The organism is Gloeothece verrucosa PCC 7822, assembly GCF_000147335.1.
In the GTDB taxonomy this organism is placed as follows: Bacteria; Cyanobacteriota; Cyanobacteriia; order Cyanobacteriales; family Microcystaceae; genus Gloeothece; species Gloeothece verrucosa.
In genome coordinates, this window is record NC_014504.1 from 16,535 (window position 1) to 37,316 (window position 20,782).

Consider the following 20,782-nt stretch of genomic DNA (forward strand, 5'->3'; position numbering starts at 1 on the left):
CTCCTACTATTCTCCGAGCCTTTGTTGGGTGATTAGAGGTTATAGCCAAATAACCTCTACTAACGGCTGTGTCTTTTGACTCTTGCCCGTGAAATCGGGTAGGCAAGTTGGCGGTTACGAAGATTCAAACATAGGTTTGCTTGCGCTAGTCATACCCATCTAGCTTGCGGGAGTACCTTACCGATTTTCAGGCTTGACCCGCTTTACATCCCGCGTCAGATTGTGGTTTGTCATGTCACCTTCTGGGGATATTGCTGTCCTCTATCACCTAGAGGGTAGGGAATTGAATGGTCGTTCCTGCTAGTGGTTTGACCTTTCTCGCCCTACATCGAGAATTAAGTTGTCAAGGTTCGGTTAGTTGTTCCGTTTTACCTTGCCTCTCGTCCCCCTTGGATTTGGAGCCTCAGACGGCTGAAACTTTTGTTTTCCAAGGTTTAGAGAGAACGAATCGCACTGGCGACTCCCCCAGCTTGGTTGAATAGGGCGATGATGCGGCAGGACGAAGTTGAAGTAGACACAGGATCTCTAGTAGACACGCTCGTTGTCTATAAACATGGCAGTCTCTTATTAAATTATTTTAATAAAATTCTTGTCGTTTTCAGGTTGCAAAGTGTTATCCTAATACTGAGATTTAAAAACCACGCCACTAGGTTTAAGCATACTCCAATTGTAGAGACTATACTTCTAAATAAAAGCACCTATACCGCAAGGAAAGTTGCCTACCCATGAGTGATAAGAATAGTCAGCTACTACCACTTACGGAAGGGAATCTCGCCCTTCAACATTTTACAGATCGGCATGAGTTGACGAAACTATTTGTCAAATACTTAAACGAAGAGCCGCCACTCAACAAATTTCTTTTTTTTTACGGAGACGGTGGCAATGGTAAATCACTGTTACTGAAATTCTTACAAGAAAAATGCTGTAAGTGTTTTGAAAAAGACGTATGGGAATCTTTAAAAAAAAAATCTAATGCCGAAATTTCTAATTTTATCCAACAAGCAACAGACTGGGAATCCGAAAATGTGCCAATAGTTAAACTAGATTTTGCTCAACAACCCATTGATGAGGAAAGGCCACAAGATCCCTTTTACGGCTTGCTTACGCTGCACAGGCGCTTAGTCATAGCCGCTTCCCAGTTAAACTACAAACTTTATTTCCCTCTGTATGAATATGCTTGTGTCTGGTACTGGAAACAGAAAGGAAAGTTGACAGATGAGTTGATAAAAAACTTTTTCCCCACGCCAGAACTTTATTTGATTGGCGAGTTATTTGGACTTGTTGAAAATTTTATACCATCTCCTTTCAACAGCTTGCCAACACTTGCTGGTAACGTTTTAGACTTAGTTGCTAAATATCTGGGAAAAGACCTGACACTGGCTTTCAAAAGAAGAGGTCTCAAGAAAGAAAAATTTGAGGCTATCACTCAACTCGACCCTGATAAGGAATTAATCGATGTCCTCCCCCAATTGTGGGCAGAAGATTTGAATCGGACTATGTACCAACCTAACGCTCCAAAACGGACTGTACTTTTCTTTGATACCCATGAGGCTTTTTGGGGAGATTGGCGCAATCGCGGGAAAGCGCGGTTTTTCCAGCAAGATGAATGGCTACGATGCCTGTTAACTCATCTAGATTTATCAGCAGGAATTGTGGTGGCTGTGGCGGGAAGAGAACTCCCGACTTGGGTAGAGGCAGCCCGGTGGCCGATTCCTCAAGAAAAGTTAGATACTCAGCTTGTCTGGCACTTGAAAGTTGAGGATGCCCGGCAATATTTGCAAGGAGTTGGGATTGAAGAGGCGAATCTGCATGATCTGCTAATTGCCTATGCGAGTGTAGAGTCTGAACAGGTTCATCCCTTACTAATTGGCCTATGTGCTGATGCCGTTTTGGCTGCCCGCGAAAAAGGAGAAACGCCGACCCTAGATACATTACCGAACTGCTCTCAGATAGAGCAGAAGTTCAAGGAACTGATAGAAAGGTTATTGTACTACGTAGACGATGAAATCAGAGATTCAGTTGAAGCCCTCAGTGCTTGTCGCGCATTTAACAAGGAACTTTATATGGCTTTAGGTCAATCTCTTAATTTTAGTACAAGCAACGCCTCTTTTGGTTGTTTGACTCGTTTTTCTTTCGTGTGGAAAGCAGAGCAGCGTGGGCAAAATTGGTACCGTATCCATCCTCTAATACGCCGTCTTAATCTGAAGTCTTCTCAAGAAATCACCAAATATGCTCATTCTTTTTTGGAGCAATACTATCGAAAACAGGGCAATATCCCTGAAGCTATTTATCATGCCTTCTGCCAAAATTGGGAGCGGGGGGTCAAAGAATGGTTAACCGTTTTTAATCGAGCAAAACAAGGGAGAAATTTGGAAAAATGCAGAATACTACTGGAAATCAGGAAAGAACTGGATTTTTACTCGGTCAAGTAGCTCAAGCGGTAGGGGATTACTGGATGCTTTTGGAACGCTATGAAGAAGCTAGAGAAGAGTATCAGGAAGCGATCACCTATTACAACCAAGTTCAGCCCTACTCCTCGGAATTTGTGCCAGCCCAGAAAAATAAGACTTTCCTTAACCAAAAGATCGAGAGAATGTCTTCAGAAACAGGGCTGATAGAAAAACCGCCTAGCCAGATTATCACCAATTTAAGACAATGGCTACAGCAGAACTTTACAGAAGCAGCAAAAGCTGGTTGGCTAACCCTCGAATCAGTTTTAAGCGATCGCCAACTAGCTCTGGCTTACAGTTTCAGGAAAGAGGGCTTGTTGCAAGAACGGGTTAAGAAAATTAACTTAACCCCTGACGGGAAAGTCATTGCGCTTCTGGTAGTAGTTGCCCCTCAAGAAGCGCAGAAAGTTTTAATCCGGGTGCAAGTTCATGCGACAGGAGAAGAACCTTACCTGCCCCCCTCTCTCATTCTCAGACTGCTATCGGATTCAGGCGAAATCCTCCAAGAAGTTCAATCCCGGAGTCAAGATAGTTATATAAAGCTTAAAAGTTTTAAGCTGATCGGGGAAGTATATTTTACTATAGAGATATACTTAGATCAAATCCAAATTACAGAAAAATTTGGGCTTGAATAGGGCAAACTATTTAGAAGAAACGGAGTGATTGATCATGAGCAAAGTCGTGGTAATCAGTCTAGGAAAGCGGGATTTAGGAGCGGGATTTTCTTCAGTTACAGCCCAAATATGGTCTGATGACAATTCCAAACCGGAAAAATTTACGGGAAAACTGAGTGCAGATAGAGATATGGCCTTCCTTTTCCGGCAGTGGCAGCAACTCTACGAAGCCTGCTACAAGCGGCTGAGGCTGCGCGGAAGTTCCGCCATTGAGATAGAAGAAGAAGAGGCGACTGGGTTTTCCGAAGCGGAGTTTAATGATTTATCTGGGCAGCTACAGAAGCAAATCAATGCCTGGCTGGAAAGCAACGAATTTCGCCGCATTGACCAACAACTACGCTCTCATTTAGATCCTGCCAAGGAAGTGCAGGTGATCGTGGAAACTGATGACGATCTAGCCCAACGTCTACCGTGGCAACTGTGGGACTTTTTCCGTGACTTCCGCCAAGCCGAATTTGCCCTCAGCCCTCTTGACTACATCCGTCCCGACAAATCTCCCCCTACTATTCCCCGAACCCACATCAGAATCCTAGCTATTTTAGGAGATGGATCAGGAATTGACATTCAAGCAGACCGAAAGCTTTTAGAAAACCTTCCCGATGCGGAAACAATTTTTTTAGTAGAACCTGATCGCCAGGAATTAGACCGATGGCTGTGGGACGATCAGGGGTGGGATATTCTCTTTTTTGCTGGCCACAGCCAAACGGAAGGGGACAAGGGACGCATCTACATTAACCCAACCGAAAGCCTAACCATCTCCCAGTTGACTAACGCCCTCAGCAAAGCCATTGAACTGGGATTACATTTGGCTATTTTCAATTCTTGCGATGGCATAGGACTGGCCCGGGAACTAGCGGATCTCTACATTCCCCAGATGGTGATCATGCGAGAACCAGTGCCTGACAGAGTAGCTGAGGAATTTTTAAAGCACTTTCTGACGGCTTTTTCTTCTGGCAAGTCCCTATACACTTCAGTCCGCGAAGCGCGGGAAAGGCTACAAGGACTGGAAGGGGACTTTCCCTGTGCCAGTTGGCTGCCAGTCATTTGCCAAAATCCAGCAGAAACTCCCAAAACTTGGCAAGAACTTCTGGAAACACAGCAAGCTCAACAGTCCATGCCCACTCGACCCTACCAAGGGCTGTTTGCTTTCCAAGAAGAAGACGCGCAGCTATTCTTTGGGCGCGAGACCTTCACTGAACAATTGGTAGCAGCAGTACAAGACAAGCCTCTAGTCGGCGTAATTGGGGCATCTGGCAGTGGAAAATCCTCCGTTGTCTTCGCGGGACTGATTCCCCGTTTGCGGGAAGCGGGAAACTGGCAAATCATTGACATCCGCACGGGAGACCGCCCCTTCCACAATTTAGCTACCGCCCTCGTCCCCCTTTTGGACCCCAACATCGGCCGGACTGAGCGGCTTCTCAGGATAAAACAACTGGCTGCTGAGATGCGTAAAGAACAGGGGTTGTTGCGTGAATTAATAGCAGAAATCCTCTCTGAAACACCCGATACCCGCCTCCTCTTAACCATCGATCAATTTGAGGAATTGTACACCCTATGCCGGGACGCAGAAGAACGCCAGTGCTTCCTAGACCGGTTGCTAGATACCGTTAAAGAGGCACCTAGATTCACCCTAGTTCTTACCCTGCGGGCAGACTTTTACGGACAAGTCCTTTCCTCTCGTCCCTTTGCCGACGCACTTCAAAATGCAGACATCAAACTCGGTCCAATGACCCGCCAGGAACTCGAAGATGCGATTGTCAAACCCGCCGAGCTATTTGATGTACAGATGGAACCTGGTCTGACGAGGCGAATTCTCGATGAAGTCGAAGAAGAACCCGGCAGCCTGCCCTTACTGGAATTTGCCCTCACCCAACTTTGGGAAAAACGCAGTGAAGGTTTGCTCACCCACGCGGCCTACAGCGAAATTGGTGGGATTAAGGTAGCACTAGCCCGCTATGCCGATGAAGTTTTTGAACAACTAACCCCTGAAGAACAGCAGCAAGCCCAATCAATTTTTATCCAACTCGTGCGTCCAGGGGAAGGGACAGAAGACACCCGCCGCGTCGCAACTCGCGCTGATATTGGCGAAAGCAACTGGGGTCTAGTCAAACGACTAGCAGATGCCCGCCTAGTGGTCACCGGGCGTCAAGAAAAAACCGTGGTCGACCAGAATCAAGCCACGGCAGAGGTAGTAACCAAGATAGAAGCGGAAGAAACGGTAGAGGTCGTTCACGAAGCACTGATTCGTGAGTGGGAGTGCCTCCGCAATTGGATGAATGCTAACCGCGATTTTCGCGTCTGGCAAGACCGGCTCAAGGAAGAAAGGCGACAGTGGGAAAACACTGGGCGAGATGAAGGAGCTTTGCTGCGAGGGGTTCCGTTGGCCACGGCGGAAGATTGGCTGCATAAGCGCCAGTCGGATTTGAGTCCAGATGAGCGGGAGTACATCCAGAAAAGTATCGACCTGCGAGAGCAATTGAAGACCGAACAAGAGCGCTCTCAAGCTGAACGACTCCGCCTCCAACGACGAGCTATTTCTTGGCTGGCAGGGGGATTAGCTGTTTCTGTTGTGCTAGGGGGGGTAGCCGTGCTGCAAGGGTTGAGGGCGGAATTTCAAAAGAAACAGGCACAAAACAGTGAAGTTAAAGCACTCAATGCTTCTTCACAAGAACTTTTGTCTTCTGATCAGAAATTTGATGCCCTGCTGGAAAGCTTAAGAGGTGTGACCCGCCTGACACAAGGAGCGAAGGCAAACGACCAGACTCAGACCCAGTTAGCCACCCTACTCCAGGAGGCAGTCAACTCGACGCGAGAGCGCAATCGCTTAGAAGGGCATGAAGGCCCGATTTACAATGTAAGTTTCAGTCCAGACGGAGAAATGTTAGCCTCAGCCAGTGGCGATGGAACTGTCAAACTCTGGCACCATGACGGAACTTTAGTAACAACCCTAAAGGGACATGAAGGAACAGTCCGCGACGTGAACTTCAGCCCCGATGGACAAAAAATTGTCACAACTGGTGATGATGGGACAGTTCGCCTTTGGGATTTATCAGGCAAGCAATTGAATCAATGGAGTGGGGAAGAATACACAGGTATAGGTATTCGTTTAGGAGACAAACCAGATACCGAAGGGAAAAATACATTTACCTTAATTATTTTGGAAGTATCAAAAAATAAACCAGCCCAGAAAGCAGGACTTCAAAAAGACGATCTTATTTTGTCCATCAATGGCCAGAAAACCACTGGTTTAGAAAGTGTAGAGCGTGCAGCAGAAATTATTAAGAGTGAATTGCAGGGTAAGCCGGGTAGAGAGGTTACACTGCGAATTTATCGTCCAGATACTGGTGAGCAAGATATCAAAATAAAAACAGAAACTATAAAATCCCGACTATACAAGGCAATTTTCAGCCCCGATGGGAAAACCCTAGCGACAACTGATGGAAATAGTGTGAAACTTTGGGATCTTGACGGCAATTTGCTCAAAACTTTAGAAAAAAATGTTCTGCCGATAAAGGATATAAGTTTCAGCCCCGATGGGAAATTGATTGCCTCAGCTAGTGGCGATGGTTTCAAGCTTTGGAAACCCGATGGAACTCTCGTCAAAAGTATCAAAAATGCGGACTTAACATCTATAAGTTTCAGCCCCGATGGGTCTGGCATAGTTATAGGAGATGCTCAAGGATATGTCAAACTCTGGTCAAGGGATGGAGAATGGCTCCGAACCATAACAAAGGAAAATTTCACTGTTCGGGATGTAGCTTTCAGTCCAGATAGTAGTAAAATAGTTGCAACTTTTAATAACGGACTTACAGGACTCTGGTCAACGGATGGAAATTTAATTGATGTTTTACAAGGACATCAAAATATAGCCTCAAGTGTCAGTTTTAGCCCTGATGGAAAGACGATTGCTACAGCTAGTTTCGACAGAACAGTAAGACTGTGGAATGCTGAGAATATTTCAGTTACTTCCTTGGAAGGTCATTCCAGTGGGGCATACGGTGTCAACTTTAGCCCCGATGGGAAAACTATCGTTTCAGTAGGTGGAGACTCTCAAATCCAACTCTGGAGTTCCAATGAAACCTTACTAAAGGAATCTTGGGATGGGAAAGAAACCGAATGGGGTGTAACCTTTAGTCCGGACGGCCAATTAATTGCCACGTTTGGTAGGGGGAAAGTCATCAAGCTTTGGAAAAATGATGGTACATTATACGCTACTTTAAAAGGACACCGAGAATTTGTCAATAGAGTAAGTTTTAGCCCAAACGGCGAAATGATCGTTTCTGGAAGTGATGACAAAACTGTCAGACTTTGGAAGCGTGACGGCTCTTTGATCAAAATATTAGAAGATAATTCTCAAGATGAAAAGAGTGATTTTACCAAAAGTGTCAGTTTTAGTCCGGATGGGAAGATAATTGCAACAGCGAGTGGCGAAATAGTCAAACTCTGGAATCAAGATGGAATTTTATTGAAAACCCTACAAGATCACAGAAATACAGTTTTTAGCGTTAGTTTTAGTCCCGATGGGAAAAAGATCGCCACAGCTAGTTTTGACAAGACGGTAAATATCTACAATTTTGAAGGAACGCTGATTGCAACTCTTCAAGGACATCAAGCAGAAGTTTATGATGTCAAGTTCAATCCAGACGGGAAACGAATTGCTACAGCCAGCGCAGATGATACCGTCAGGATCTGGAATTTAGATGGCAAATTACTTACCACTCTTAAAGGACATAATAATGATGTCTATAATTTAAGCTTCAGTCCAGATGGCAAAACCCTAGCATCTGCTGGCGGAGATGGAAAAATAATTCTCTGGGATTTAGATTTGGATCTAGAAAAAATTCGAGTGAAAGCTTGTCACCTAGTACGAGACTACCTGAAGAATAATCCCAAAGTTGAAAAAGGAGATCGCAGCCTTTGCGATGGAGTTGAAAGGGATTGGAGAGCAGAAGGTGAAGAACTAGCGCAAGCAGGCGATATTGACGGCGCTATAGAGATGTTCCAAAAGGCAAAACAGTCTGACTCAACCTTAAAAATTAATCCAGAGAAGAAAGCCAAAGAGTTAGCGGCTTTAGCTCTGGTTGAGAAGGGAGAAAGGCTTGTCATCCAAGGTAAAGTTAATGAAGCTATTGATGCCTATAAAGAGGCACAAAACACCTACCAAGAACTACAAATATCCGCTGATTCTTGGAATGTACTTTGTTGGCGTGGTAGCAAGTATGGATATGCTGCACAAGTGATGTATGCCTGTGAAAATACATTAGAAAAAGCTAATTCTGAATTGAAAAATTATTATCGAGATAGTCGCGGTTTTGCCAGACTCTTGATAGGAGACAAAGCAGGTGCAGTAGAAGATTTTCAGGCATTCGTTGCCTGGTGGGATGATATCAAGAGTCAGTGGACTGATGAACAAGATAAAAAAAGAAAGCAAAGAATGAGCCAGCGACGACAACGTTGGGTTAAAGAAATCAAAGCAGGCAAAAACTTTTCTCCTGAAGAAATTAAGAAAGAGATGGAACTATTGTGGAGAGAGGAATAAGTGTAGTGGCTTGCCAACAAAAATGCTTCGGCTCACATTAACTGTAAACAAAAAAAGTCCAATGAGCAATCAACTACCTTATCTCCCTGCTCTTGTATGGTACATTCAGCCTATCGATCGCCCGTTTTTTCGCTTCTTCTCCTCTTCTATCATACTTAGACGTAGTAGAAGGAGAAGCATGGCCGGCCAATTGAGATACCGTCACTAAATCTACCCCCGCATCTAAAAGGTCACTAATAAAAGTCCTTCTTAAATCATGGGGAGAAAACGAGGCTATTCCTGCCTGTTGCCCTCTTTTTTGTAAAGCGGACATTACCGCTTGTTCGCTCATTCGTCTAGGGATAATTCGTCGAGCTTTGTTGAGCGGATATAATAACGGTCCTGGTTCATACCCCCTCACTTTCAACCAATCTTGTACTGCTTCCACCCCCCAAACGGGTAAATAATTACTTCGGTCTTTTTTTCCCTTAGCTCCTCGAATCGTCAGCCCCCTAGTACGAGCATTAAAATCAGATAAGTCGAGATTAACCACTTCAGAACGTCGCAACCCCACCATTAGAATACTTAACAGGGCTGCATCTCGAATTCCGGTGTTGGTTGAATCTGAAATACAAACGGACATTAGGGCGGTTATTTCTTCTTTTTGAAGCGCTCGTCCCCGCAGTAAAGACGTTCCTCGCACTGAGGCGATATCTACGGCTCTATCATAATCTTCTGCGCTCATCAAGCCTAAGCGTCGAGCTTCTTTTAAGGTTCGTCGCAGGGCACAGAGCATTTTGTTGGCCATCGCGGGGCTGTATTTTTCCATCAATACCGAGCGAACGGCGGCGGTATGAGTATATCTTAAAGCCGCCCAGTTTAGGGTCATTGCGTCACAAGTCCCATCGGTTAGCAACCCGGAGATTACATTTAGTGCTTCTCTCATGGTGCGCCGGCTTCCTACTCCTAGCGAGGCTAAATATACCGCCGCCGGGTGCATTGTTAAGGGCAGAGGTTCATCTAAGACCAAATTTGATGGCTCTGGTATTGATGTGAGGGCGTTACTGGACACGAAAGGCGGTTTTTTCCTTTAACTCTATTATTATCATCTTAAAATGGTTCTGACAGTTAGTTAAAAAGGTTTGCGAGAATGACACTTCTCAACACCTATTCGAGAATAGGTTTGACCTATTTCAAGAGAATCAAGCATCAATCAATCCCTTAACACTTGATAACGGCAAAAACAACAACAAAGGATGCTCCTTTGTCCCCTCAAACCCAAAGCGCTCATAATAGCCCTTAACCTCATTACTTTTCGCATCCACAAACAACCCAATCACTCCCGCATTCTCCGCAATCACTAGAGCCTTTTTCATCGCTTCTACCAATAAAATAGACCCAATGCCTTGTTTTTGATGGTCATTAGACACCGCCAGCCTTGCTAACTTTACCCCTGGCACAATCGCGGGATATTTCTTAGCCCAACGAGGCGGCAGACTCTCAACCTGTACCTCACACAAGGTCAAAGTAAAAAAGCCTATAATCACTGACGGTTGCTCACTATCTACCAAAACAAAGGTACGAGATAACCCTTTCTGGATGTGCTGTCGTGCCGTGCGCTGTAAAAACTGATTGAGGGCGATTTCTCCACAGTCAAAACCTTCCCTATTATGCTCCTTACTGAGTAGTTCAATCCGTTTCACTGAAAAAAGCCCGATGACGTTGGATAGCTGCCCTTAAATGGTCATTAGGCGCAGGCGGATTCTCAATTAAGCTAAAAATCTTATCCGCATCAAAAGAAGATAAGTAAATCACCTGTTGCTGCTTAATAATTTCTTGGGCTTCCTTAACCGCCGCCGCCACCATAAATTGATTTAACGTTGCCCCCGTCAAATCCGCCGCCTTCTGTAACGTCTCTTTAACCGATGCAGGAAGTCTAGCGGTCACACGGGAATCTTTAGGAGAGGTACTAGCCATCTTACATTACTCCTCATTTTCCTTCACTCTAACAAAGCTGGTGTCATTTTGTCACCAAAAAAAGGGGAACGAGGCAGAACTGGCGAAGATACTGTTGGCGAAGGTGTGCAGCTCGTTCTTTTTTTGGGCGGATGGGAAAGAAATGTTTACTTTAAGCCTTCTTTTAGAACTGTCTTTAATTGATTATTGTTAAATTCAGATTTCAATCAATTCTTGACTTGGTGCGTTTATGTTATAAGTGAAATAATAGTAACCCCTTTCACAAGCATAATTATAAAGAGTGACCCTAACCTTAACACCAGATATGAATATAAAGCCAGAAGACTTCGATCCGCCACTCAAGCGGAAAGAACCTGCTGTCCCCGGCTATTGGACGGTAGAAGAACTGGCTACTGAGTTAGGGGTATCAACGCGCTACGTTCATTATTTAATTAAAGGTGACCCGAAAAAGGGGGTTCGCATTCGTCTAAAAGCTTACAATGCGGGTAACTCCCTTCTCGTCTCAGATCTAGATGCGTTCAAATATTTATGGGAAGTCCGTCAATCTAAGAAAAAGTCTTAATTATTATTAACATTTATCCTTCATCTGATTGAAGGAAAGGGAGTAAACTATAACCATACACTAAAAAATCCCCCGCCAAGCTCCAACTTCAAGGGGACTTCTTAGTTGTATTACTCAACAAGGTAAAACCGCCTTGTTGGGTCGGTTCACCTTGACTAAATTACTTTCATGATTAATCACTATTCTACACTAACCCCTTGCCTCGATGCAAATTCCTCTACCCAAACAACCTTAAAATTCCGTGACATCCAGTCAGAAAAAAACACCTCCCCTCGCCAACAAGTAATTAACTGGCTGATTAAAAATAACTTACCCGCTTTACCCGTAGCACCGGCGCAAGATCCTTATCAACACCACAAGGAAATTAAACAATCTTCCTCTTGCTTCGCTCACTGTCCCTTAGACAAACTCAAACCCGTTCCCCTGTTCACCGGCAAAAACCCCAGTTACCTCGATGAAAAAGGAAAACCTCATCTTGTTAACCACCGTCAATACCAAAATCAATTACCCTCTGCTATTGACCTCAAAAAATGGTTTGCTCACCCTGACAATGGAATAGGGACTCTAGGCGGCCATAATGGGGTTCACTGGATAGATTTAGATCTTCATCAGTTCCCAAACCAAGCCGAATGCGAACAAGCGTTTTGGTCAATTCTAGAACGCCAACCCGCCCTACAAAACACCTTATTAGAAATTACCCAAAGCGACGGTTACAGAATTGGAGTAAGAGTTAAGAAAAACCCTGGATTTACCAACTTTTCTCTGACTCAAGGCGGCACTCATGTAGGCGAATGTTTAGGAGAAGGCCGCTTTACCGTATTAAGCCCTACTATTGGTCCATCGGGCAAGCCCTACCGTAACCTTAACTTGCCAGATAAATTGGTTGAGATTGATGAAATAGACTTTATTTATTCCACCAAGAAAGATAATACTTCTTCCCTTGCCGAATCTTCTCCAAAACTCCTTTTTAGCCCTCAATCAACTTCTAACAATATTCCTGGCTCAATTCCCTTAGAAATGTTAGCTCATAATGGAGTTCAACAGATTATCAACGGCGTTGATTTATATGATGACCGTTCTCACTCTTTAACCGCCACCATCAAAGAACTATTCGGGTGGGAAAATTGGTGTAACACTAACGGCATAGCCTACCGGGGGACGGCATTAGAACTGATCCAATATGCAGGAGAGCGGTTAGGAATTGACGCAGACCGCATTGAACGCATTATTAAAAGCGTTGACAATCCTGCCCTGTGTACCAGTGCTGCCTATCATAAAGGCGGGGATTCTAGTTGCTGGTTAAAAATTTCTAAACTCGATAAACCCACCTTTGAAGCCAAGTGTCCGGCAGACATTTCTCAACAAATTAAAGCCGAGCAAAAAAACTGGGCAAAACAACATTCTTCCAATGGAAACGGCAATTATTCCCCCCCTGGTAATGGAGGCGACTCCGGGGGAAATGATGACAATCATAACCGTCTTTCATACTGGAAAAATGCCCCCACATCATGGGCAGGAGAAATCGGTTATTGGAAAGAAAAGAAAAAACCCATAAAAGACATAAACGGCACAATTGTAGGAGAACAATCCGAGAGCGAATTTATCCCTAAATGTAATTTTGATTTCCAAATAGAACGGGAATTAACCGACTCAGAAGGAGGCGGAATTCTCATTCAAATTAAACGAGTTTTTGACAAGTTACAAAAAAGCTTACTAATCCGTAACGCAGATACTTTAACCGCCAAAGACTTCAATAACGCTCTTGTCAAACTGTACGGAAATGGCATTACCAACAACCTATCAACGGCAGAATTAAACAGCTTCATCCACAACCTACGCGCTTATTACCATTATCGAGGAGGCAAAACCTATCAACTGGCCGAGCGAATTGGACAACAGGATAACGGGACTTACGTATTCTCTAACTGCCAGTTCGATAAAAAAGGAAATCCCCTCTCGGAAGAGGTTTCAGGAATTATCTTTAACTCTAACCTCGGACTAGAAGATAAAATCCCCTCTCCCACTATATTACCTCCAGATCCGTCCGCTTTACCCCGCTTAGTCAACGCCATGATTAAATTTCATGGAAGAAGTCAAATTATCCCCGCCATGTTCCACTTAGGCTATGTGGCCGCCGGGATACACTATCAAGAAATCATGAAGAGTGAGGGAAGATTCCCCATTCTCAACGCCTACGGGGATGCCGGTTCTCTCAAAACCGTATCAGCCGAAAACGCCTTATCGCTGGTAGGGTGGGTCAACGGAAACGGAACCTTTGTCAGAATAACCGAAAGCGCCTGTTATGAACGACTAAAATTAACCGGTTCTCTACCTCTGCTGTTCGATGACCCGGACAAGTCCGATTGGCTCAACGATCTGATCCAACGGATCTATAATGGTCGTGCCCGTGAAGTTCGGGGAAATATGCAAGTTCCTCACTCGCCGGTTATTGTTACCAGTAACTTCTTAATCGGTGATAATAAACCCGCCTGTCTGTCGAGAATCATTCCTTTATATCATGAATTCAATGGAGACGGAGATCCGTCCGCCTGGGATGAATTAGAACAAGCGAGAAATAATGCCAGTGGTTGTCTTTCTCAATTAATCGCCCTTGGCTATCAGAGGGACTCTATTCGTTCTCTAACTCATTCCCTCAGACAATATTTACCGGCAGCCCATCAACGGGTGGCCGACGGTTTAGGTCTTCTTACTTACTACACAATGGAAGTGGCAAAATTATCTGGCTTTGACCCCCAGGCTATTTATGATTATACGGTCAATCAATTGTGTAAGACGGCAAATCAAACCCACTCAGCCATTGACTCCTTTACAGACTTCATGGAAAAACTGATCGCTTTACGAGGTCAATCCGTTGTTGGGGAATGGGATAACCGCATCGTAGAAACGCGAGAAGGATTTAAGGGATTAGCGGTTAATATGTCATCAGCTTGGTTAGCCATAGAGAAAACCTACAAGCCGCCTTACTCCCGTAAACTCATTGAAACTCAAATTTCAAAAAACGGCGGAATTCTCAACACAGTACAAAAATTCCCCGAATCGGCTGATGAATATAAAGCTTATAAACGCAGCTTGGTTAATGGTCATCTTGATAGTGACAGCTATGTAGCCCCATCAGAGCCAGAACAAAAACCCCGTCGCTGTCATATTATCCCACTACAACTGATTAATGAGTATATTTCTTGCTTTACAGACGACGATCTCCCTCCTGGTGGGGATGATAATCTTTGCGGTGGTAATAGTCCAGGGGGTGGGGGTAATAGTCCAGATAATGATCCTCTCCCTAATTTGCCCAAAGATGAACTTGCTTCAGATAGTCAAGTTACATCAGTTACATCCGGTTACATCCAGTTACATCAAAAATGTAACTCCTCAAATCCTTTCATTGAAAGCGATTCACCCTATAATGAATCTCCTAGTTACATAAAAATCGAAGATCATCTAGAAACTCTTGCAGATCCTGAACCGGTCAATGTGGAACAAAATTACTCCCCCACATCAGGACAAATGTTCTTAACTGAGACTCACTCTGAAATAGAACCCATCACCGGGGATACGGATTCTCCTAAAAATGTAACTAGCCCCCCAGAAAATGACTTAAAGCCAGAACCCATAAGCAATACAGAAGTTACATTTAATCAGAAAACACCTGTAACTGGATGTAACTCGACTGTAACTGAACCATTAGAAGAGACTATAAACAATGAGGGTGAACAGGAAGTAACAGAAACACGCTTCCCTGAACAAAAGACTAATGAGCTTGACACAGATGAACCATTAGAATTTGACCAGATCTGCTTTAACATCAATCTTGAAATGACGCGACTGGGTTGGTCATCATCCGATGGAATAACTTATTTACAGCAGACTTACGGCAAAAAATCGCGTCATAGTTTGAATGACGGGCAGCTAATCGAATTTTGGCAAGCTTTATCCCGCCTTACTCCCGTTGACGATGACTCTTTACTTCCCGGAGATCTCATCAAACATAAAGTTTGTGGGTTTGGAACGGTAAAAATGGTTAAAAACGGACAATTTTTAGCACAATGGAACAATCCACAGATTAAGAAGAATGAGTGCCCAATATACACACTTTATATAGATAAGGTATGGCGAAAATTGCCAATTTCCCTTTAACTACAAGAGTTTACCTTATATATATGGAGTAGAATGGAATGACTAACCCCACTACTGAATTTGACACTCCTTGGAAAGATGTTTTAGAAACTTACTTTGAGGACTTTATCGCTTTCTTTTTTCCCCAAGCTCACTCACAAATAGATTGGAGTAAAGGGTTTGAGTTTCTTGATAAAGAACTCCAACAAGTTGTTAGAGATGCAGAACTTGGGTTACGTCTAGTCGACAAACTCGTCAAAATTTATCGTCTAGGGGGCGAACAAGCTTGGGTATTAGTCCACGTTGAAGTGCAAAGTCAGCAAGAAACTGAGTTTGCCGAGCGGATGTTTATTTATAACTACCGTATTTATGACCGTTACAGGCGTTCTGTCGCCAGTTTTGCCGTACTCGGAGATGAGAGTAACACATGGCGACCAAATCAATTTGGCTATAACCTATTTGGCTGTGATGTAAGTTTCAGTTTTCCTTTCGTTAAATTGCTAGACTATCATCGATCTTGGTCAGAGTTAGAATCAAATCGTAATCCCTTTGCTACCGTCGTCATGGCTCATTTAAAAGCCTTGGAGACGAAAAAAGATAGAAGAAAACGCCAAGAATGGAAGCTAATTTTAACCAGACGGTTATACGAAATTGGCTACAATAGGCAAGAGATCATCAACCTGTTTCAGTTTATTGATTGGATGATGACCTTACCATCTGAATTAGAACAAGAATTTCAACTTCAATTAAGTCAATACGAGGAGGAAAGAAAGATGCCTTACATTACCAGTGTTGAGCGAATGGGAATTAAAAAAGGGATTCTCCAAAAAGGACGAGAAGATGTTATCGAAGTTCTTCAAATTCGGTTTAGTAATGTTCCTTCCCCTTTAGTTGAGATGATTAATCAAATTGAAGATGCTTCTCGGCTAACAACTTTACATAGACAAGCTATTACGATTGGTTCACTTGCTGAATTTCAAAATTTCCTTGAGCAACTAGAAGCTTATAAAAATGATTAATAATCAATAATGTCTTCGGCTAAAAATTCTTGTTAATCAGTATAAAAGTTGGTAAAAGCGTCGAGCCAAAATTCTTAATGAACCCGATAATTAACTTCTGTATCAAAAAAAAGTTTCAAGGAAACCCTTGTACATCCGCTTTTAATACAATCGCTTCGTTTCTAATTCTGGGGGTCTCCCCCAGACCCCCATGCAGGATTTTCGGCTCGGTGGCTGATGAAAATTTTAAGCTTCGGCATAAATCGTCTACACGCTCACCGAGTCCGACCGCTACGCTAAATCCTGCTGTTTTTGGATAGGGGATAGTCAAGCTTTCTGTTGGACAATCCAGGAGTGTCGGTTTTTTGGTAACAAGGGAACGAAAACCGACGCGCTTAACTGAAAATGGCTCCTGTGTTGCTCATGCCTAAAAAATATTTAATTATCTATTAGTGATGACGATGATTGCCAATGAACCGGATGAGCGTAATCGAATTCTTCTCCGGTTGCTTTATGCAGGGGGTTTGAGGGAATGTATCAGCTAAAAAAAATCCTGACAAACCCTGACAAAGCTTGACATTTTCCGTAGATTAACCCCCTTGATGTAATGAATTTACATCACCTCGTAGGTTGCTCTAATAATTTAATATTTTTTTACTTTTAATAACGAAACTAACAATTATAATAAAAAAATACCATTAAAAAATTAAAATGTATTTAGGATTTAAGACCCAGTTAAAAGTAACGAATTCAGATACCAAGACCTTGCTTGCTAAACACGCAGGTGTAGCGCGTCATGCTTGGAACTGGGGTCTAGCTTTGACTAAGGAAATCCTAGATAATAACAAGAATAACCCAGAAGCTCATATTAAATTTCCTACGTCAATTGACCTTCATAAATGGTTAGTTGCTCTGGTTAAACCGGAGTATTCCTGGTACTATGAAGTATCAAAGTGCGCTCCTCAGTACGCTCTGAAATACCTTAGAGAAGCTTGGGGTAGATGTTTTACTTTGAAGGGAGGTTCACCGAAGTTTAAGAAGAAAAATAGAGACGATTCTTTTACTTTAGACGGAGCGATAACCGTTGACAATTTCCAAATAAAAGTTCCTAGAATAGGCTGGTTAAAAACTTATGAAAGGCTGCCCCAAGGTGTTAAACCTTCTTCAGTAACTATAAGTAGAAAGGCCGATAAGTGGTTTATTTCTTTTAAGGTGGAAATAGAACCGAAGCCAACCGAGAAAAACTTTGATGTACTTGGGGTTGACTTAGGTATCGCCAGCCTAGCCACTTGCTCCAACGGACAGGTTTTTTCAGGAGTAAAAGCCTATAAAAAATTGGAGAAAAAGCTAACCAAGTTACAATACCACAACCGTAACAAAACTCTCTTATCAGCTAACTGGTATAAATCTCAAAACCGTATAGCCCTTTTACACCTAAGAATAGCTAACACCAGAAAAGATTACATCCATAAAATGACAACCTCCATAGCTAAAAACCACAGCAAAGTTGTCATAGAAGATCTAAACGTAAAAGGGATGTTAAAATGCGGTAAACTAGCCAAGGCTATTAGTGATGGAGCTTTCGCTGAAATTAAAAGACAGCTAGTTTATAAATGTGAGCTTTACGGCTCAGAATTAATACTAGCTGATAGATGGTTTCCGTCGAGCAAAACTTGCTGTGTTTGTGGCAGTAAAAAAGAAAGTTTAAGCCTCTGTGAACGAGTATTTGATTGTCAAGAATGTCACAACAAAATAGACCGTGATTTAAACGCAGCCATTAATCTGAGGCAGTGCGGTCTTGGGGTCTCCCCAAGTAGAGCAACTGCCGTAGCCAAACTAGGGCAAGCTGTGCCCGAAGTAACGCCTGTGGACAAGAAGACTCCGAAGTCCTTGGTAGAAGCAGGAATTAGAACCTTGTCATAATTTGTCAGGATTCTAAAAAGCGGAGGAAAGACGCGGACGGTTTTATTACCCTCTGGGGTTTGGCAAGAACTTTGTCAGATTCGAGGAAAAAGTCGCGGCGCTGACCCTGTGTTTCCCTCTCGAATGGGGGGAGGGCATCTTGACCGTACTCAGGTTTATCGTATTGTTAAAGCGGCGGCTTCAAGGGCAGGAATAGAGGGAAATGTTAGCCCCCACTGGCTCAGACACGCCCATGCTTCCCATAGTTTAGACCGAGGTGCGCCCCTCCATTTGGTACAGGCGACGTTGGGACATTCTTCGGTGGCGACGACTGAGCGCTATTTACACGCTAGACCGAATGATAGTTCGGCGATGTATTTGCCTGATTCAAATAGTAAGTAGTTGCCCCTCTACATCAAGACAGTCAGAGATTATATCCGTCCACTGACTCCTGTTTCATTGAGGCGGAAGAAAAAGAATTTCCCCTGTGGATATTTTTCCCGTGCCTTTTGGTAAGCAACCAGTTCATCTTCATCAAGAAAATAATCTTCGCTATCGGGTTCTATTATTAGAAACCAGTTCGAGTGATTATCGATTAAGGAGTCCCGTAGTCGTTCAAAAACTTGATAAGAACGGCGATCTAAGTTTTTTATGTCGCTGATGTTATTTTTTTCCCCTGTGGGACTTGACAAACGACGTGGCTTTCTTATAGAGAAGATTTTGGTCATAAATTGCGATCTCACCCGACAGAAGATTCTTTGCTGCTTTCCTTAACATCTAAAACAGACAGCTTTTGTCTCACCCGTTTTAACTTTTGTTTAAGAAGTTCCTGCTCAAACTGGGCACTAATTTCTTCTAATTGTAAATTAACTTCATGTAGTTCTAAGCGGGTGCGACGAAGATTAGCTAATAAACGTTTTGAAGTATCAGGATCTGGAATACGAGGTAGTTTATTCATAATAGATTCCATTCGTTTTTTTTGTGGTTTTATTTATTTAAAGGTCTGGCTCTACTCCTAATGCTTTTAACTGTGCCGCTAGTTGTTCGGCTGTCTCTTCGGGAGTGAGGACAAGTTTACCTTCTGCTGTGAAATATCGAAGCTGTTGTTGGTAAATTCCTAAATACAACCCTAAGCTTTCACTCCACATTTGACCTGACTCATTATTGATAATTTCTTCATATTTTCCTTGACTCAGCCTAAACCCCGCTAACTCTAAAGTCTCTGGAGAAAACCCAAAGTATTCGGGTGTACGAAATCGATTTTGATATAAATCTTTTTTAACAGTTTTATCAATTTCTGCTGTAGACTCCGAGAGTAATTCGATGATTAAATCGGGATACTTACCTTCTTCCTCCCAAGTTACCCAGGATTTGCGCGGACGCTTTTGGGTTTGCTTAATTAAGAAAAAATCAGGTCCTCGAAAATCTTTATTTTTCAGTTGTTGGCGATTAAAGTATATGGTGAGATTAGCTCCTATAAAAAAATCATTTTTATCACGCCAGAGCCATTCTAAACAAGAAACTAATAAAGCTAACTGAACATAATGTAAACTACTTTCCATTTCGGGTTCGTCACTTTCAACTTGAGTGGCATCGGGCATCAATTCGGCTAATTGTTGGGCGGTTATAGACATAAGCTATTTTTCTATGAAATTTTGTATTTATGCTTATTTTCCAATTTTAATTCACATACTCTGTATATTGATAAGGTGTGGCGAGGACTGACTTGATGTAGGTAAAATATAATATATACCGATGTTTTGTCACAAACGCGATGAGCAATTATCAGGCAACTTCCCTGTCAAAAGAGACTCAAGTGTTACAAATACTTCGTTTAGAGGGAATAGTCCGGGCAAAAGAGTTTAGAGAACGAGGAATTCATCAAGAATATCTCCGTCGCCTCTTAAACCTTGGTTTAATTACACGCTCAGGACGAGGTATTTACACCCTCAGTAATGCTGATTTAACTTCTAATCAGAGTCTTTTTGAAGCCTGTGTGCGTGTACCTCATGGAATCGTTTGTCTGCTATCTGCCCTTCGCTTCCATAACCTAACAACTCAAGCCCCCTTTGAAATTTGGATGGCTATCGACAACAAAGCACGTCTCCCTAAAGATGAACTACTTCTTCTGCATATCGTTTATATGTCAGGACAAGCTTTAACAGCAGGGGTCGAAGAACATTTTATCGTAGGGCAACAATTGCGGGTGTATAACATCCCTAAAACAGTTGTCGACTGCTTCAAGTACCGTAACAAAATTGGCCTGGACGTAGCCTTAGAAGCCCTGCGAGAAACTTGGACGCAGCGTCGATGCACAATGGATGAACTTTGGCACTATGCTAAACTCTGTCGGATGGCTAATGTTATGCGCCCCTATTTAGAATCATTAATCTAGCCGCAACTGATAAAACTATGGATGATGACACAGATAATTTAACAAAATTGTCGGAAGAAGTCCCCACCTATAAATTCTAAAAAAATACCCACATTTTAGGTGGGGATGAATTCCGACCAAAAATATTGGCCGCGAAGCACCATATATCTTAGATTTGTGCTACAATCTTATT

Annotated in this window: 14 protein-coding genes and 1 pseudogene; 9 read left to right on the forward strand and 6 right to left on the reverse strand. The window is 43.0% G+C overall.

The genetic code is table 11. From position 1 onward, the window contains the following. Positions 1 to 725: 725 nt before the first annotated feature. Genes CYAN7822_RS34115 through CYAN7822_RS34125 form a run of 3 tightly spaced genes read left to right on the forward strand, consistent with a single transcriptional unit; the run spans position 726 to position 8,663 of the window. Positions 726 to 2,432: a hypothetical protein gene (locus tag CYAN7822_RS34115; protein ID WP_013325786.1), complete on the forward strand. Its 1,707-nt coding sequence runs from the start codon at positions 726 to 728 to the stop codon at positions 2,430 to 2,432. After that, entirely contained in the window at positions 2,378 to 3,085 is a 708-nt protein-coding gene (locus CYAN7822_RS35240; RefSeq protein ID WP_013325787.1) for a DUF1822 family protein, read from the forward strand. Before CYAN7822_RS34115 ends, CYAN7822_RS35240 begins: the two co-directional genes overlap by 55 nt. Before the next feature lie 34 nt (positions 3,086 to 3,119). Beyond that, the gene (locus tag CYAN7822_RS34125) at positions 3,120 to 8,663 is read left to right on the forward strand and encodes an nSTAND1 domain-containing NTPase (RefSeq protein WP_013325788.1); all 5,544 of its coding nucleotides are present in this window, start codon (positions 3,120 to 3,122) and stop codon (positions 8,661 to 8,663) included. A gap of 73 nt (positions 8,664 to 8,736) precedes the next feature. On the opposite strand, the gene CYAN7822_RS34130 is transcribed toward CYAN7822_RS34125, so the two are convergent. The 3 genes from CYAN7822_RS34130 to CYAN7822_RS34140 all read right to left on the reverse strand — a co-directional run bounded on the left by CYAN7822_RS34130 (position 8,737) and on the right by CYAN7822_RS34140 (position 10,619). Beyond that, positions 8,737 to 9,714, reverse strand: a complete 978-nt coding sequence (locus CYAN7822_RS34130) for a tyrosine-type recombinase/integrase (protein WP_013325789.1) — start codon at positions 9,712 to 9,714, stop codon at positions 8,737 to 8,739. Between the two features lie 130 nt (positions 9,715 to 9,844). Continuing rightward, a complete protein-coding gene (locus tag CYAN7822_RS34135) occupies positions 9,845 to 10,345 on the reverse strand; it encodes a GNAT family N-acetyltransferase (RefSeq protein WP_013325790.1) in 501 nt (166 codons plus the stop codon). Then, on the reverse strand, positions 10,332 to 10,619 hold the full coding sequence (locus tag CYAN7822_RS34140) for a type II toxin-antitoxin system TacA family antitoxin (RefSeq protein WP_013325791.1): 288 nt from the start codon (positions 10,617 to 10,619) through the stop codon (positions 10,332 to 10,334). Before CYAN7822_RS34140 ends, CYAN7822_RS34135 begins: the two co-directional genes overlap by 14 nt. 304 nt (positions 10,620 to 10,923) lie before the next feature. Here CYAN7822_RS34140 and CYAN7822_RS34145 point away from each other — a divergent pair, with 304 nt between their 5' ends. The 5 genes and pseudogenes from CYAN7822_RS34145 to CYAN7822_RS34165 all read left to right on the forward strand — a co-directional run. Then, positions 10,924 to 11,181 (forward strand): MerR family transcriptional regulator, encoded by a 258-nt coding sequence (locus CYAN7822_RS34145; protein ID WP_041934469.1) that lies wholly within the window; start codon positions 10,924 to 10,926, stop codon positions 11,179 to 11,181. Between the two features lie 168 nt (positions 11,182 to 11,349). Beyond that, positions 11,350 to 15,336, forward strand: a complete 3,987-nt coding sequence (locus CYAN7822_RS34150) for a bifunctional DNA primase/polymerase (protein WP_013325793.1) — start codon at positions 11,350 to 11,352, stop codon at positions 15,334 to 15,336. A 38-nt stretch (positions 15,337 to 15,374) separates the two neighbouring features. Then, on the forward strand, positions 15,375 to 16,334 hold the full coding sequence (locus CYAN7822_RS34155) for an RpnC/YadD family protein (RefSeq protein ID WP_013325794.1): 960 nt from the start codon (positions 15,375 to 15,377) through the stop codon (positions 16,332 to 16,334). Between the two features lie 690 nt (positions 16,335 to 17,024). Continuing rightward, complete coding sequence (locus CYAN7822_RS34160; RefSeq protein WP_013325795.1) at positions 17,025 to 18,236, forward strand: RNA-guided endonuclease InsQ/TnpB family protein; 1,212 nt, start codon at positions 17,025 to 17,027, stop codon at positions 18,234 to 18,236. 9 nt (positions 18,237 to 18,245) lie between these two features. Continuing rightward, a pseudogene (locus CYAN7822_RS34165) lies at positions 18,246 to 18,617 on the forward strand (tyrosine-type recombinase/integrase); the annotation flags it as partial. A 29-nt stretch (positions 18,618 to 18,646) separates the two neighbouring features. Here the strand turns inward: CYAN7822_RS34165 and CYAN7822_RS34170 are convergent. The 3 genes from CYAN7822_RS34170 to CYAN7822_RS34180 are packed head-to-tail and all read right to left on the reverse strand — an operon-like array spanning position 18,647 to position 19,849. Next, on the reverse strand, positions 18,647 to 18,943 hold the full coding sequence (locus CYAN7822_RS34170) for a hypothetical protein (RefSeq protein ID WP_013325796.1): 297 nt from the start codon (positions 18,941 to 18,943) through the stop codon (positions 18,647 to 18,649). A gap of 11 nt (positions 18,944 to 18,954) precedes the next feature. After that, positions 18,955 to 19,173: a hypothetical protein gene (locus CYAN7822_RS34175; protein ID WP_013325797.1), complete on the reverse strand. Its 219-nt coding sequence runs from the start codon at positions 19,171 to 19,173 to the stop codon at positions 18,955 to 18,957. A 37-nt stretch (positions 19,174 to 19,210) separates the two neighbouring features. After that, positions 19,211 to 19,849: a Uma2 family endonuclease gene (locus CYAN7822_RS34180; RefSeq protein ID WP_013325798.1), complete on the reverse strand. Its 639-nt coding sequence runs from the start codon at positions 19,847 to 19,849 to the stop codon at positions 19,211 to 19,213. A gap of 140 nt (positions 19,850 to 19,989) precedes the next feature. On the opposite strand from CYAN7822_RS34180, the gene CYAN7822_RS34185 reads away from it, so the two are divergent. Then, entirely contained in the window at positions 19,990 to 20,610 is a 621-nt protein-coding gene (locus CYAN7822_RS34185) for a type IV toxin-antitoxin system AbiEi family antitoxin domain-containing protein (protein ID WP_013325799.1), read from the forward strand. Positions 20,611 to 20,782: the final 172 nt, after the last annotated feature.

What these genes read in the sequence shown, in the direction of transcription:
- CYAN7822_RS34115 (WP_013325786.1), top strand. Translation starts at nt 726, where the DNA reads ATGAGTGATAAGAATAGTCAGCTACTACCACTTACGGAAGGGAATCTC.
- CYAN7822_RS34170 (WP_013325796.1), bottom strand. Translation starts at nt 18,943, where the DNA reads ATGACCAAAATCTTCTCTATAAGAAAGCCACGTCGTTTGTCAAGTCCC.
- CYAN7822_RS34150 (WP_013325793.1), top strand. Translation starts at nt 11,350, where the DNA reads ATGATTAATCACTATTCTACACTAACCCCTTGCCTCGATGCAAATTCC.
- CYAN7822_RS34175 (WP_013325797.1), bottom strand. Translation starts at nt 19,173, where the DNA reads ATGAATAAACTACCTCGTATTCCAGATCCTGATACTTCAAAACGTTTA.
- CYAN7822_RS34160 (WP_013325795.1), top strand. Translation starts at nt 17,025, where the DNA reads ATGTATTTAGGATTTAAGACCCAGTTAAAAGTAACGAATTCAGATACC.
- CYAN7822_RS34140 (WP_013325791.1), bottom strand. Translation starts at nt 10,619, where the DNA reads ATGGCTAGTACCTCTCCTAAAGATTCCCGTGTGACCGCTAGACTTCCT.
- CYAN7822_RS34145 (WP_041934469.1), top strand. Translation starts at nt 10,924, where the DNA reads ATGAATATAAAGCCAGAAGACTTCGATCCGCCACTCAAGCGGAAAGAA.
- CYAN7822_RS34125 (WP_013325788.1), top strand. Translation starts at nt 3,120, where the DNA reads ATGAGCAAAGTCGTGGTAATCAGTCTAGGAAAGCGGGATTTAGGAGCG.
- CYAN7822_RS34155 (WP_013325794.1), top strand. Translation starts at nt 15,375, where the DNA reads ATGACTAACCCCACTACTGAATTTGACACTCCTTGGAAAGATGTTTTA.
- CYAN7822_RS35240 (WP_013325787.1), top strand. Translation starts at nt 2,378, where the DNA reads ATGCAGAATACTACTGGAAATCAGGAAAGAACTGGATTTTTACTCGGT.
- CYAN7822_RS34185 (WP_013325799.1), top strand. Translation starts at nt 19,990, where the DNA reads ATGAGCAATTATCAGGCAACTTCCCTGTCAAAAGAGACTCAAGTGTTA.
- CYAN7822_RS34180 (WP_013325798.1), bottom strand. Translation starts at nt 19,849, where the DNA reads ATGTCTATAACCGCCCAACAATTAGCCGAATTGATGCCCGATGCCACT.